Genomic DNA, 14616 nt, shown 5'->3' on the forward strand with positions numbered 1-14616 from the left:
AAAGTAAATTCTTTATGAACGGAATTCAGGACCCGGCCGGAGGAATTGTTAGTTGGTGTAACCCGACTTTTTGCCCATCGTCCAGTCGCCCACGTAGGAGAGCGTCTTGAAACCAAACTTGTTGATGATGACCTTGCTGCCAATCGTCTTCAGGTTGGTGGTCACGGCATTGCTCAGGACCAGGCTGTAAATGAGCTTGCTGGTCTGGGTGGAGCTGGCCACCACGTTGTAGGTGTCCCGGGCGAAGGTGCCCTTGCCGCTCGCGGGTGCCACGGCTGCGTTACCGTAGAGGTCTCCGGGGGCCAGTGCCGGAGCCGTGGTGGCCGGGTCGATCGCCTTCAGGCCGTCGATGTTCGCCAGCACCTGACCGGCAGCCGTGGTGTTGGCCATGGCGCCGTTCTTCTGCGCGATCCACTGGGCGGCGGAGAAAGCGATGATGTCGCCGTCGTTGATGAGGGCCGCACCGTTATTTTCGGGATAGTTCTGCTCGATGTCGGGGATGCAGGTGCTGTTCGGGGTGACGCCGATGGCCTTCACGAAGAAGGCGCGGGTGCCCGAAGCGGCCTGGGGCAGCTTGGGAGTAAAGGTCATGGTTCCGATGACGGGCTTGCCTGTGGTGCCGTCAATGGTGACGCCGTCGCCGGCCGTGCAGCTGAAGATGTTTGCGATCTGCTGGGTGGTCAGGTTCACCGGCGTGTTGGTGGAGTCCTTGACTGCCACGGTCATCGCGTCGCGTGCGAACGGCAGGAACGTCAGGTCAGTGCCTGCCACGCTGGGTGAGGAAGAGGACCGGGCGATGTCGACGTCGTTCCTTTTCAGCGTGAAGGTGTTGTTGGCCGAGTCCTTGTAAACATGGTTCAGCGGGTTCAGGCTGGCGCTCAGGGCCTTGACGCCGGCACCGGAACCGTTGGGACGCGTAAACGCGGTGACACCCGTTTTGGTCACGATCGCCGAGGGCAGGCCAAAGGCGTCGTAGGAAGCCACTGTCCTGATGGGGCCTGTGTTGGTCAGGGCGTTCCAGACGTCCTGGATGGTGTCGGAACCAACGGCCGCCAGCGGGCGGTCCGGCGTCGTGGGCTCCGCAGACGCGCTTGCTGAGCTGATCAGGCCGAGTGCCAAGGCGGTGACGCAGATAGCGCCGACAGCCTGGAAGGACTTCAATTTCATGTCAAGATTCCCCATCTTAGGTACCGAGTGGATTAGCTGGTGCAGGTGGGCCACGGCGCAGTGCGGGCACTGCCGCTGCGGTCTGCGGCTGCCGGAGTAGTCAGGACAGTGCCGGCCGCTATGAGTCTGCGGTGGCGCTGCCCGGCATTTCGAATTGCTTGGCTAAGAAGAACCTGCGATCAGGTGAACGTTTGGTGAAAGCACCGGCAAGGGGGCTTCGGGCAGCCGTTCCACGCCGGGAGCTCCTGCACGCAGGAGCTCGGGCGGGAACTCAACCGGAAGATGCCGGTGTCCGTGGCGGATCACTGTTTCTAGCAGGCGTGCGCCGCCAAGCAGGTCCAGTGCCGCCAGGGCGCTGCGGTCCCGGTCCCGGATGGTGGGGTACCAGGCGCTGGCCATCAACACGGGGCGTCCGCGCAGGCTGACGTACCATCCGTAGTCCCGGGCCTGCTGGTTCTGGACGAAGGTAATGGTCAGGTCCTGGGCGGCCTTCTGAGCGGCCGTCGCATTCGCGGCCGCCACCGCATAGCTCGGGAAGAGGCCAACCCCCCGGCCGAGTTCCCTGTGGTTGCCCGAGATCAGGCGCCAGACGACCAGTGGCTGGTTGAAGTGATCCATCCGGCGCACCAGTTGGTGGATGGCCGGCAGGCGGACTGGCTGTGCCAGGACTTCGGTTGGCTGTTCAACGGGATTGGTCAACCGTTGCCGCACGTTAAGTGATGGCAGCGCGGAAACATGGCCGTGCTGAACGCCAGCGCTGAAGACGGCGAGTTCGCGCTCCTTCCAGCGGGTCGCCGCAGGAAGGGCCTGACTAACAAGAGAGGTGAAGGAAATGCGTTCATTGGAAATGATGGCTCCCCAGGGATCCTGTGACTGGACGCCGCCCATGCGGTCGTGATAAGGCTCAAGCCGGATGGTTGCCAGCGGGGGTGGCGCGGGTAAAGGAAGAGCGACAGGCAGCTGAACGTCTGGCATCACACGATGCCGCGTCCCGCGGTGGGCACATTTAGAATGGGACATTGTGCGCAACTGCACTGTGCGCCTCCGTCGCAATCTCCTCGTTCCAGAAGGGCTCCCGGTGTCCAACCAAGCCGAAACCACCTCCAAACGTCCACTCCGCGTTGCCATTGTGGGTGCGGGACCGGCAGGTGTTTACGCGGCGGATATCCTGACCAAGTCCAACGGCGTCAAGGACGGCGATTTTGAGGTCAGTATCGACCTTTTTGAGGCCTACCCCGCCCCGTACGGCCTGATCCGCTACGGCGTGGCCCCTGACCACCCGCGCATCAAGGGGATCGTGAACGCGCTGCACAAGGTCCTGGACCGGGGCGACATCCGCTTCCTGGGCAACGTCACGTACGGCCGCGATCTCACCCTCCATGACTTCCGGGCCTTCTACGACGCCGTGATCTTCTCCACCGGCGCCATCAAGGACGCGGACCTGGCCATTCCTGGCATTGACCTGGCCGGATCGTTCGGCGGCGCGGACTTTGTGTCGTGGTACGACGGCCACCCGGATGTGCCCCGCGACTGGCCGCTGGATGCCAAGGAAATCGCCGTGATAGGCAACGGCAACGTGGCGCTGGACGTGGCCCGGATGCTGGTCAAGCACCCCGATGAACTCCTCACCACCGAGATCCCGGACAACGTCTACCAGGGCCTGAAGAACTCCCCGGTCACCGACGTCCACGTCTTTGGCCGCCGCGGCCCGGCCCAGGTCAAGTTCACGCCGCTGGAGCTGCGCGAGCTGAGCCACATGAAGGACGTGGACATTGTCCTGTACCCGGAGGACTTCGAGTTCGACGAAGCCTCCGATGACGCCATCCGCAGCAACAACCAGATCAAGACCATGGTGAACACGCTGACCAACTGGCTTGTGGAGGAGCACGCCGAAGCGGAAGAGCCGTCCTCCCGCCGCCTGCACCTGCACTTCCTGCACAGCCCGGTGGAGATATACCAGGACCCCGACGACGGCGGGTCCGGCCGGGTGGCCGGCATCAAGTTTGAGCGGATGGAGCTGGATGGCACCGGCAACGTCAAAGGCACGGGCGAGTTTGTGGACTACCCCGTCCAGGCCGTGTACCGCGCCATCGGCTACCACGGTTCGCCACTGGACGAGCTGGAATACAACGCCAAACGCGGAGTGATCCCGAACGAGGGCGGCCGCGTGCTCGACTCCGATGGCAACCCCGTCCCCGGAATCTACGCCACCGGCTGGATCAAGCGCGGGCCGGTCGGCCTCATCGGCCACACCAAGGGCGATGCCCTGGAGACCATCGGCTTCCTGCTGGAGGACCGGCTCACCCTGCCACCCGCCCAGAACCCGGACCCGCAGGCCATCATCGACCTCCTGCAGGAGCGCGGCATCGAGTTCACCACCTGGGAGGGCTGGATCAAGCTGGACGCGCACGAAGCAGCCCTCGGCGCCGCGTGGACAGAAGGCGAGGTCGGCGCCGACGGGACCGCCGCCGTCGTGCGTGAACGCATCAAAGTAGTCCCACGCGAGGAAATGATCAACATCTCCCGCGCCTGACCCAGCGTCACCCACCAAAACAGCGCGAACGGGCACTTGAGGCCCCAGCCAGAGGGGCCTCAAGTGTCCGTTCGCGCAAGAGGGGCTGGCACTGGAGGGTTCGCGCCTGCGGCCAGTAGACTTGCAGGACCGAGGGGAGTTCGATGAGGAACCTGATCCTGCCGCCGGCGTCCGGCGGCGAAGCGACTGCGCTGGCACAGCGGCATGCCCTGGCCGCCCATGGGCAACTCGACGCCCAGGCGTTTCCGGACGCACCGGAAATCCCCGGGCTGCGCAGGCTGATCCGGGAATCCTGGCAGCGGTCCGCCCGATTGAAAGCCAATCCGGACAATCCCGAAGCACCCCTTGCCCTGGACACTGACGAGCTTGAGGAATACCGGCGGCAGCACCCCCTGGCCAGCATTATGCCCGTGATCCACAAGCTCCTGGTCCAGCCCAGCCACGACAGCGGCCTGCTCGTTGCCGTGGGTGATGAGGTGGGCCGGCTGCTCTGGGTGGAAGGCGATCCGGCCCTGCAGCGCCGTGCCGAAGGCATGATGTTCGTGCCGGGCGCCGACTGGTCAGAGGCCACCGTGGGCACCAGCGCTCCCGGCACTGCCCTTGCCCTGGGCCGCGGCATCCAGATTTCCGGGGCGGAGCATTACCAGCGGTCCGTGCACGCGTGGAGCTGCACCGCCGTCCCGTTCCACGACCCGGATTCCGGTGCGCTGCTGGGCGTTGTGGACATCACGGGCAAAGCCAGCGCGGTGGCGCCCCACACGCTGTCGCTCGTCGAGGCGACTGTCGCTGCCGCCCAGGCGCAGCTCCGTGTTGAGCGGCTGCAGCTTGCGGCCACCCTTGCCAGCCGGCCGGCCCGACGGCGGAACGCCAGTTCGGCGGCCAGGTCGGATTCGGCCCGGGCCGGGGGAGCCGGCGGCGCCAAGGAAGGCAGCCTGTACCGCAACAGCCTGCAGCTTCTGGGCCGCGACCAGGCATTGCTCAGCATCGAAGGCAGAACGGTGGCACTGTCCGCCCGGCACAGTGAAATCCTCGCCTTGCTCAGCACCCACCCGGACGGGCTGAGCGCCGAGGAGCTCAGTGTCCTGCTCTACCCGGGCGACGGCCCCACCATGACGCTCCGCGCGGAAATGGTCCGGCTGCGCAAGATCCTCCAGCAGCTCAACCCGGCCGCCGTGCCCGAATCCAGGCCGTACAAACTCACCATGGACCTGGTCCCGGACAGCGGCCAGGTGCTGAACTGCCTACAGCGCGGCGCTCATCGCATTGCGCTGGAAATCTACCGCGGCGCAGTGCTGCCGCGCTCCGAAGCGCCGGGCATCATCGACCTCCGTGACAGGGTCTCCTCGCTCATGCGCGAAGCGGTCCTGACGGACGGCAGTGCCGAGACGCTGCTCAAGTACGCGGCCCTTCCGGAGGCGAGGGACGACGTCGACGTCCGGACCGTCGCCCTGAAGCTGCTGCCGGCGCGCTCGCCCAAGCGGGCCGCCGTCGTCGCGGACCTTGAGCGGCTGGAAGCCGAACTCAGCGCCTGACCTGGTTTCGCTCCCCACCTGCCCCCTCACCTCGCAAGCTCGGCCAGGGAACCCGGCAGGCGTGGGCCCAAACTGATTGTTCTGTGAGCTGGCTCACTTGCGCGCAACCTGACTGCAACCTTCACGCTCCTACGCTGAGACCAACGGCGGACGCCACCATCAGGCGCCACCTTTCATGCACAGCAAAGGAGCTAGCAATGACTGTTTACGCACAGCCCGGTACCGAGGGTTCGAAGGTCACGTTCAAGGACCGCTACGAGAACTGGATCGGCGGCGAGTGGGTTGCCCCCGTCAAGGGCCAGTACTTCGAGAACATCACACCCGTCACCGGCAAGGTCTTCTGCGAAGTGGCCCGCGGCACCGCGGAAGACATCGAACTGGCCCTGGACGCCGCCCACAAGATCGCACCGTCCTGGGGCAAGACCTCCGTCGCCGAGCGCGCCGCGGTCCTGAACAAGATCGCCGACCGCATCGACGAGAACCTCGAGATGCTCGCCGTCGCCGAATCCTGGGACAACGGCAAGCCCATCCGGGAGACCCTGAACGCGGACATCCCGCTCGCCGCGGACCACTTCCGCTACTTCGCCGCCGCTGTCCGCGCCCAGGAAGGCCGGCTCTCACAGCTCGACGACGACACCACGGCCTACCACTACCACGAGCCCCTCGGCGTCGTGGGCCAGATCATCCCGTGGAACTTCCCCATCCTGATGGCCGTCTGGAAGCTCGCCCCGGCCCTGGCAGCCGGCAACGCCGTTGTCCTCAAGCCCGCCGAGCAGACGCCGACGTCCATTCTGGTCCTGATGGAACTCATCGGTGACCTGCTGCCCGCCGGTGTCCTCAACGTGGTCAACGGCTTCGGCGTCGAGGCCGGCAAACCGCTCGCGTCCAGCCCGCGGATCCGCAAGATCGCCTTCACCGGCGAGACGTCCACCGGGCGCCTCATCAGCCAGTACGCCAGCCAGAACCTGATCCCCGTCACCCTGGAGCTCGGCGGCAAGAGCCCGAACATCTTCTTCAACGATGTTGCCGAGTCCGACGACGCGTTCTATGACAAGGCACAGGAGGGCTTCGCGCTCTTCGCCTTCAACCAGGGCGAGGTCTGCACCTGCCCGTCCCGTGCCCTCGTCCAGGAAGACATCTACGATTCCTTCATGGCTGACGCGGTGGCCCGGGTGGAGAAAATCATCCAGGGCAACCCGCTGGACACCGAAACCCAGCTCGGTGCCCAGGCCTCCAACGACCAGCTGGAAAAGATCCTCTCCTACATCGACATCGGCAAGCAGGAAGGCGCCAAGGTGCTCACCGGCGGCGCCCGGGCCGACATGCCCGGAGACCTGGCCGGCGGATACTACGTCCAGCCGACCATCTTCGAAGGCCACAACAAGATGCGGATCTTCCAGGAGGAAATCTTCGGGCCGGTTGTTTCCGTGACCCGCTTCAGCGACTACAACGACGCGATGGGCATCGCCAACGACACCCTCTACGGGCTTGGCGCCGGCGTCTGGTCGCGGAACGGCAACGTCGCTTACCGTGCGGGCCGCGAGATCCAGGCCGGCCGCGTCTGGGTCAACAACTACCACGCCTACCCGGCCGGCGCTGCGTTCGGCGGGTACAAGTCCTCCGGCATCGGACGTGAAAACCACTCCATGATGCTGGACCACTACCAGCAGACCAAGAACCTCCTGGTCAGCTACAACGAGAACAAGCTCGGCTTCTTCTAAGCCGCCCTTAGCCCGGGCGGGGACGGATCAGCACTGGTCCGTCCCCGCCTGCACCGTCCTGGCCACCCCTCAGGAAGGCAGCACCACCTCCACCTCACCATCGCTTTATCTACGCAAGGATTTCGCCAATGACGACGACAATGCAAGCAGCAGTAGTAACCGAATTCGGCAAGGATCTTCAGATCCAGACCCTCCCCATTCCCACCCCGGGCCGGGGCGAGGCGCTGGTCAAGGTCATCACCACCGGCGTCTGCCACACAGACCTCCACGCGGCAGCGGGCGACTGGCCGGTCAAGCCGACACCGCCGTTCATCCCCGGCCACGAAGGCGTGGGCGAAGTGGTTGCCCTGGGCGAAGGTGTCACCGACCTCGCCGTCGGCGACCTCGTCGGCAACGCCTGGCTCTGGTCCGCCTGCGGCGACTGCCAGTACTGCCGCACCGGCTGGGAGACACTCTGCGAGGTACAGAAGAACGCCGGCTACAGTGTGGACGGCTCCTTCGGGGAGTACATGCTCGTGGACACGCGCTTTGCCGCCCGCATCCCGGCGGGCTCGGACCCCGTTGAAGTCGCACCGGTGCTTTGCGCCGGCGTCACGGTCTACAAGGGCCTGAAGATGACCGAAGCCAGGCCCGGACAGTGGGTCACCATTTCCGGCATCGGCGGACTCGGGCACATTGCTGTCCAGTACGCAGTGGCGATGGGCCTGCGGGTAGCCGCCGTGGACATCGCGGACGACAAACTCGCCCTAGCCAAGAAGCACGGTGCGGAGCTGACCGTCAACGCGCTGCACGAAGATCCCGTCGAAGTTATCCAACGTGAAACCGGAGGTTGTCATGGAGTGCTTGTCACCGCAGTACACCCGTCTGCTTTCGGCCAGGCGATCGGCATGGCCCGCCGGGGCGGGACGATTGTGTTCAACGGCCTGCCGCCGGGCGACTTCCCGGCACCGATCTTCGAGATTGTGCTCAAGGGCCTGACCGTCCGCGGCTCGATCGTGGGAACCCGGCAGGACCTGGAGGAAGCCCTCGAGTTCTACGCGGAGGGCAAAATCCACCCCACGGTCTCCACCCGGGAGCTTTCCGAGGTCAACGCCGTTCTTGACGAGATGAAGCACGCCAAGATCGACGGCCGCGTCGTTATCAAGTACTGATGATGGAGGCGAGGCTTGACGCGGCGGTGACGCTGCCCGGGGAGGATATCTCCCGCGTGGCTCTCACCGCCGAGGCCCTGGGACTGCTCAGGAAGTTGTGGGGGCAGCACGGGCCCCTGATGTTCCACCAGTCCGGCGGCTGCTGCGACGGGTCCTCGCCTATGTGTTATCCGGCCGGGGAGTTCATCACCGCGGAAGCGGACGTCCTCCTGGGGCTGTTCGACATCGCCGGCGGCCTGGAGCCGCAGCCCCTCGAGTTCTGGATGTCCAGGGAGCAGTTCAACTACTGGAGCCACACCCATCTGACCGTGGACGTGGTCGAGGGCCGGGGGAGCGGGTTCTCGGTTGAGTCGCCGGAAGGCAAGCGGTTCCTGATCCGGTCAAAGCTGATGGACTGGCCGGTCTAGCAGTACGGTCCAACACGCAGCCAGCACCAAAGCACCAGCACCAAACACCAGTGCGAACGGACACTTGAGGCCCTCCCGGCGAGGGCCTCAAGTGTCTGTTCGCGCTTAACCGGGGCGGGCAGGGAGTCTCACCATGCGGGACAGATGTGAACGTCCAGTGGGTGGACGAGTATCGTTGATGGGTCTGTTTCCAACACAAATCAGGATTGTGGAACCTTATGAACCTTCTCCGGACCAAATCCATCGAGCAGTCCATCGCCGACGCCGATGAACCCGGACGCAAGCTCAAGCGGTCGCTCAGCAGCTGGGACCTGATGATCATGGGTGTCGCCGTCGCTGTCGGCGCCGGCATTTTCTCGGTCGGCGCCAAGGCTGCGGCCAACTTCTCCGGCCCCGCCGTGACGTTGTCCTTTGCCATTGCCGCCGTGACGTGTGCCCTGGCCATCATGTGCTACGCCGAGTTTGCCACCGCCATTCCGGTTGCCGGGTCGGCCTACGTCTTTACGTACGCCACCATGGGCGAGCTGCTGGCGTGGATCATCGGCTGGAACCTGATCCTGGAACTTTTCACCGCCGCGGCAGTGATCGCCAAGTACTGGGGCATCTACCTCAGCAAGGTGTTCGCGCTGATGGGGGCCGACGTGCCGCCAGCACTGTCTCTCGGCGGCGTGGACCTCTACTGGGGTGCGTTCCTGATCGTTGCCGTCTTCACCGTGCTCCTGGTGCTCGGCACCAAGCTCTCCGCCCGCGTGGGCAACGTCTTCACCCTGATCAAGATCGCCGTTGTGCTGTTTGTGATCGTAGTGGGCTTCACCTACGTGAAGTTCGAGAACTACACGCCGTTCGTGCCCGCCGCGGAACCTACCGCCGGCGGCTCCGCGGATGTTCTGAAGCAATCATTCTTCGGCTTCCTCACCGGTGCCGCGCCCGCCCAGTACGGCACGCTGGGCATCTTCGCCGGCGCGGCGCTGGTGTTCTTCGCCTTCATCGGCTTTGATGTCGTGGCCACGTCCGCGGAGGAAGTCAAGAACCCGCAGAAGACCCTGCCTCGCGGCATCTTCGGCGGCCTGGCCGTGGTGACGCTGCTCTACATCCTGGTGTCCCTCGCGCTCACCGGCATGGTGTCCTACACGGACCTCGCGGCAGCCGAGACTCCCACCCTCACCACCGCGTTCGAGGCCGTCGGCAACACCACCGCGGCCAAGGTCATCGCCTTCGGCTCCCTGATCGGCCTCACCACTGTCATCATGGTGCTGCTGATGGGGCTGTCCCGCGTGGTGCTGGCCATGAGCCGCGACGGACTGCTGCCCCGCGCGCTGTCCAAGACCAGCGAAAAGCGTTCGACGCCGGTCCGCCTCCAGATCATCTGCGGCGCCGCCGTAGCACTTGTGGCCGGCCTGACCAACGTGGACCTGCTGGAAGAAATGATCAACATCGGCACACTGTCGGCGTTTGTGGTTGTGAGCCTGGGCATCCTGGTGCTGCGCAAAAAGCGTCCGGACCTGAAGCCGTCCTTCCGCGTCCCGTTCGGCAAGGTCCTCCCGGTGGTTTCCGCCGTCCTGTGCCTGTACCTGATGACAAACCTCGCCGTGGAGACGTGGATCTTCTTCGCCGGCTGGCTGGTCATCGGCGTCGTGATCTACTTCGCCTACGGCCAGCGTCACTCCCGCCTGAACGAAAAGTTCGCCGAGGCCAAGTCCGCCGTGGACGCCACGGAATCCGGCGCGGACTCCGGCGCGGACGCCCGCCTTTCCGGCAGTGATGCCCCGGCCGACGACGAGGCACTCACCCGCACCTAGGCTGGGCGGCTGCAAAACTGCGCACAAGACGGAGGCACCCGGGCACCCTTTGGTGGCCGGGTGCCTCTTTCGTGCGTCCGCGATTTTGCTCTGTTGTGATTTTGCCGATAAGCCCTATTTAGGGCATCGGGTTCCCCCTGCGGGACGAGTCGGCACCCACCGGCCTCATGATCAAAGAGCGCCGCACCATGGACCAGCTCAAGGTCTGGTCTACCGGTCCGGAAGCGCGGGGCTCCCGGCGGGCCCGGGAGGACACCCCGGCCGATCGGATTGCCAACGCCCGGCTGCTGCACCTCACGGGCATCACTCCCGCGCCGCGCTGTGGTCCGCCGACGAAGCCTGTGACGTTTTCCGGAACGTCATCGCCCAGGCAGACATCGTGTTCGCCGGGGACGACGAAGCCGCCATCGCGGTTGGGAAAGTCTGACGACTCCCTGGAGCTTGCCGGCCGGATCGCTGCCCTGGGGCGGGCCAGGCGGTCATCAAGCGCGGTGCCGCAGGCTGTGCCGCGGTGATGGACGGAGTGGAATACGCGCAGGATCAGTCCGCGTCAACGCCATCAACACAGTGGGGGCCGGCGACGCTTTTGTGGCAGGCTACATCTCGGACTTGCTGGCCGTGCCCCCGTCGTATGGGGAGCTATCCCATCTACAGGAAGTACGGCGTCACGGGGCCGCATGCCGGCCCACCCAGTCCACCAAGGGCCGCAGCTTGTCCCACAGCGCCTCGATTTCCTGCACCGCCGCCGGCGAATCCAGCCACTCCGGCTGGCCCAGTTCGATGCCGGCGGACAGCGACTTGTGCTTCAGCAGCTCCGCCCGGGGATGGTCCTTGTCGAAACCGCGCGGCACGGTCTTGAGTTTTTCGCCCTCCACGGCAAAGCCCGCGGCAGCCACGGTCTCCACGATGTGCCGCAGCGATTCGCCGGTGCCGGACGCATCCACGGAGTTTCGTAAGCGGGCCAGCTGGGCCGGCGTACTGGTGTGGCAGCCGCCGCCCACCAGGAGCCCGTCGGCGCTCACCTGGACGTAATAGCCCACGCCTTCCTGGGACGACGCGAACGCTCCCTGGGCAGTCTTGTAGGGCGATTTGTCCTGGGAGAACCTGATGTCCCGGTTGGGCCGGAAGATCTTGCCCGGCCCAAACCGCGGCTCCAGTTCGGCCAGCAGGGCCGTGACCGGATCCCGCACCAGGGTGTTGTAGCTGTCCTTGTGCTCCAGCCACCACTCCCGGTTGTTGTTGTGCTCAAGTTCGGCATAGAACGCGAATGCCCCTGCAGGGATGCCCTGGAATGTACTCATGCAGTGATCCTAGGGACCACCGGGCAGCCCGGCCATTGCGGCAGGCTCCTATGTGGAAACAAGAGCTGTGTGGAAACAAGAGCTGTGTGGAAACAAGAGCTGTGTGGAAACGAGACCGCCCCGCCACGCAAAACCGTGACGGGGCGGACGTTGCACCACAGGGGGCAGAGAAACTAGCCGATCTTGTTGGCAGCCTCGGCGTCGGAATCAGTGGAGCCCGCACCCAGGTTGGCGCGCAGCTTGGCGCCGAGTTCGGCGTCCACATTGGTCCAGTACTGGATGGCGCGTTCCTTGATCTCGGCGTTCTTCACGCCGCCTACCGCACCGCTGATGGTGTCCAGCAGACGGGCCTTGGCGCCGTCGTCGAACACCTCGCGGTACAGGGTGCCGGCCTGGCCGAAGTCGCCGTCCTCGGCGTGCAGGGAGTGTGCGGAGAGCGTGAGCTCACCGTCGTTCTCCCAGCCGCCGGCCGGGGAAGCCGGCTCAACGGCAGCCGGGCCGTTGAAGGAGTTCGGCGCGTAAACCGGTACGGACGGGGCGTTGAAATGGTAACGCCCGGCGCCGTCCTGGCTGTAGTTGTTGACCTGGTTCTTCGGCTGGTTCACCGGGATCTGCGCGTGGTTGGTGCCCACGCGGTAGCGGTGTGCGTCGGCGTAGGAGAAGATACGGGCCTGCAGCATCTTGTCCGGGGAGGCGGCGATGCCCGGCACGAAGTTCGACGGCGCGAAGGTGGCCTGCTCGATCTGCGCGAAGTAGTTCTCCGGGTTCTTGTTCAGCTCCATGGTGCCCACGTGGATCAGCGGGTAGTCCGAGTGCGGCCACACCTTGGTGAGGTCGAACGGGTTGAAGCGGTAGCCCTTGGCGTCTTCGTACGGCATGACCTGGACGTGCAGTTCCCAGGACGGGAAGTTGCCCTCGGCGATGTTGTCCTGCAGGTCGCGGATGTAGAAGTCCGCGTCCGAGCCAGCCAGCTCTTCGGCCTGGTCGCCGGAGATGGTCTTGACGCCCTGGTTGGACTTGAAGTGGTACTTGACCCAGAAGCGCTCGCCCTCGGCATTGATCCACTGGTAGGTGTGCGAGCCGTAGCCCTGCATTTCACGCCAGGAGGCCGGCAGGCCGCGGTCGCCCATAAGCCAGGTCACCTGGTGTGCGGATTCCGGGGACAGGGTCCAGAAGTCCCACTGCATGTCCGCATCGCGCAGGTGCGTGCCCGGGAGGCGCTTCTGGGAGTGGATGAAGTCCGGGAACTTGATGCCGTCGCGGATGAAGAAGACGGGGGTGTTGTTGCCCACGAGGTCGTAGTTGCCCTCGGAGGTGTAGAACTTGACGGCGAAACCGCGGGGATCGCGCCAGGTGTCCGGGGAGCCGGCCTCGCCGGCAACCGAGGAGAAACGGATCAGCATCTCGGTCTCAACGCCCGGCTGCAGGAACGCGGCCTTGGTGTACTTGGAGATGTCCGAAGTGGCCTTGAACGTACCGAACGCGCCGCCGCCCTTGGCGTGCACTACGCGCTCCGGCACCCGCTCGCGGTTGAACTGGGCGAGCTTTTCGATCAGGTAGTGGTCCGTGAGGATAATGGCGCCGTCGGCACCGACGGACTGTGCGTGCGCGTCGGAAGTGACGGGCGCACCGGACTGGGTTGTAGAGATGTTCGCAGTCATTTTTCTCCTATTTCTCGATTACTTGGGACGTTCAGAAGGAAGTTTTTGGGACTCTTGGCAGTCCTGGCAGATGCCCTGGTACATCACGTCGGCAATCTGGATGGTCATCGGCTTGGAGTTCTCATCCCAGTGCGGGGTGAGGCAGGGTGCGTGCCCGACGGCGCATTCGACGTCCTCCACGCGGCCGCAGCTGATGCAGATGGCGTGGTGGTGGTTGTCACCGACGCGGGTCTCATACAGGGCCGGGGAATGCGGCGGCTCGAAGCGGCGCAGCATGTGCAGGTCGGTCAGGTCGCCGAGGACCACGTATACCGATTGCGCGGTCAGCTCCGGAAGTTCGGTGCGCGCGGCGGCCAGGATGCTCTCCGCGGGGGAGTGCGGATGATGTTCGACGGCGGTCAGCACGGCGAGCCGCTGTTTGGTCACCCGGCGGCCGTGGGCACGCAGGGCGGCAGCCCATGCATCGTGGCCGCCAAAGTGTTCCGACATGTTTCTATTGAAGCACTTATTATGAGTCGATCACAATAAGGCTTGGCTTACCTTCGGCAGGTCCAGGAATTCCTGCATGGGGTTGCGGGATTCTCCTCCCGAGCGGCCCATGGCATGGACTTCCAGGCCGCCGGGTCCGGGTTCCGGCACCACGCAGCTCAGCCCGGTCACGCCGGGGCGGGTTGCCAGGCCCTCGACGACGGCGGCCAGCGCCAGCAGATGGCCGGGTGTCAGGCCGGGACCGCCCGGCGCCGGCGGCAACGCCGGTGCGAGCACCGTGTGGTGCGCGCCGGCCTTGAATTTCGGGGTCCTGGCGGTGAGTTCCGGGAGCGTGCCGTCCGCCGGCGGGACGGGCTCCGCCGGGCGCGCATCAGCCAGCCGGCGCAGGGCGGCGCGGAGGCCGCCGTCGTACTCGCCAAGTTCTTCCGCTGCGGCCGGCACGCGGCGCTGAACGGGCAGGCGCAGCTGTTCGCCGGGCGTGACCGGCTCGGCGTCCCAGCGCCCGAAGACGTGGAACGTGGGCGTGGAGGATTCCGCTTCCGGTTCGCCGATGGCCGCTCCGATGGGGTGCCACTGGTGCGCAAACATAACGGTGCAGCGGCCGGCCCCCAGCACTTCGGCGAGGGCCTGCCGGGCAGTGTTGTGGCAGTGCAGCCAGTCGGTGGCGGAGCGGAGATCGAACGCCATGGCCGGATTCGTGAGCCTGATCAGGAGATGGCCGGCGTTCAGGGCGGTGCGGGGCCGGGCAACCTCCCAGCAAGGCGAGGCAAAAAGCAGCCGCCTGGAAACATGCATATGCCGACTCCTTTCCCCCGCCTGAGGATACCAAGCGTGTGACAGAACAGGACACTGATG

13 protein-coding genes are annotated in these 14616 nt (G+C 65.4%); 7 read left to right on the plus strand and 6 right to left on the minus strand.

Annotated features, from left to right (window positions below):
• Positions 1-48: 48 nt before the first annotated feature.
• Positions 49-1167, minus strand: coding sequence for a hypothetical protein (locus NG697_RS06725; RefSeq protein WP_252613851.1), 1119 nt, complete (start codon positions 1165-1167; stop codon positions 49-51).
• A 162-nt stretch (positions 1168-1329) separates the two neighbouring features.
• Positions 1330-2055, minus strand: coding sequence for a hypothetical protein (locus tag NG697_RS06730; protein WP_252576241.1), 726 nt, complete (start codon positions 2053-2055; stop codon positions 1330-1332).
• A 190-nt stretch (positions 2056-2245) separates the two neighbouring features.
• Between NG697_RS06730 and NG697_RS06735 the strand changes: the two genes are divergently transcribed.
• The 7 genes from NG697_RS06735 (at position 2246) to NG697_RS06765 (ending at position 10825) form a co-directional block, all read left to right on the plus strand.
• Positions 2246-3700, plus strand: coding sequence for an FAD-dependent oxidoreductase (locus tag NG697_RS06735; protein WP_252613852.1), 1455 nt, complete (start codon positions 2246-2248; stop codon positions 3698-3700).
• Between the two features lie 143 nt (positions 3701-3843).
• Positions 3844-5232, plus strand: coding sequence for a helix-turn-helix domain-containing protein (locus NG697_RS06740; RefSeq protein ID WP_252608439.1), 1389 nt, complete (start codon positions 3844-3846; stop codon positions 5230-5232).
• Between the two features lie 197 nt (positions 5233-5429).
• A complete protein-coding gene (gene exaC / locus NG697_RS06745) occupies positions 5430-6953 on the plus strand; it encodes an acetaldehyde dehydrogenase ExaC (protein ID WP_252613853.1) in 1524 nt (507 codons plus the stop codon).
• A 128-nt stretch (positions 6954-7081) separates the two neighbouring features.
• Complete coding sequence (gene adhP, locus NG697_RS06750; RefSeq protein ID WP_210412322.1) at positions 7082-8104, plus strand: alcohol dehydrogenase AdhP; 1023 nt, start codon at positions 7082-7084, stop codon at positions 8102-8104.
• Positions 8104-8511: a DUF779 domain-containing protein gene (locus tag NG697_RS06755; protein WP_252608441.1), complete on the plus strand. Its 408-nt coding sequence runs from the start codon at positions 8104-8106 to the stop codon at positions 8509-8511. The genes adhP and NG697_RS06755 overlap by 1 nt, the downstream gene beginning before the upstream one ends.
• 218 nt (positions 8512-8729) lie before the next feature.
• Positions 8730-10310: an APC family permease gene (locus tag NG697_RS06760; RefSeq protein WP_252613854.1), complete on the plus strand. Its 1581-nt coding sequence runs from the start codon at positions 8730-8732 to the stop codon at positions 10308-10310.
• 167 nt (positions 10311-10477) lie between these two features.
• Positions 10478-10825 carry a hypothetical protein gene (locus NG697_RS06765; protein WP_252613855.1) on the plus strand — a complete coding sequence of 116 codons (348 nt, stop codon included), beginning with the start codon at positions 10478-10480 and terminating at the stop codon, positions 10823-10825.
• A 150-nt stretch (positions 10826-10975) separates the two neighbouring features.
• Here the strand turns inward: NG697_RS06765 and NG697_RS06770 are convergent, their stop codons facing one another.
• From NG697_RS06770 to NG697_RS06785, 4 genes are all read right to left on the minus strand, one after another.
• Positions 10976-11611, minus strand: coding sequence for a DUF2461 domain-containing protein (locus tag NG697_RS06770; protein WP_252608443.1), 636 nt, complete (start codon positions 11609-11611; stop codon positions 10976-10978).
• 173 nt (positions 11612-11784) lie between these two features.
• The gene (locus NG697_RS06775) at positions 11785-13272 is read right to left on the minus strand and encodes a catalase (protein WP_252608444.1); all 1488 of its coding nucleotides are present in this window, start codon (positions 13270-13272) and stop codon (positions 11785-11787) included.
• 18 nt (positions 13273-13290) lie between these two features.
• Entirely contained in the window at positions 13291-13761 is a 471-nt protein-coding gene (locus tag NG697_RS06780) for a Fur family transcriptional regulator (protein ID WP_252613857.1), read from the minus strand.
• 30 nt (positions 13762-13791) lie between these two features.
• Positions 13792-14556 carry a hypothetical protein gene (locus tag NG697_RS06785; RefSeq protein ID WP_252608446.1) on the minus strand — a complete coding sequence of 255 codons (765 nt, stop codon included), beginning with the start codon at positions 14554-14556 and terminating at the stop codon, positions 13792-13794.
• Positions 14557-14616: the final 60 nt, after the last annotated feature.

This window comes from Pseudarthrobacter raffinosi, from assembly GCF_023913835.1.
GTDB lineage: Bacteria > Actinomycetota > Actinomycetes > Actinomycetales > Micrococcaceae > Arthrobacter > Arthrobacter raffinosi.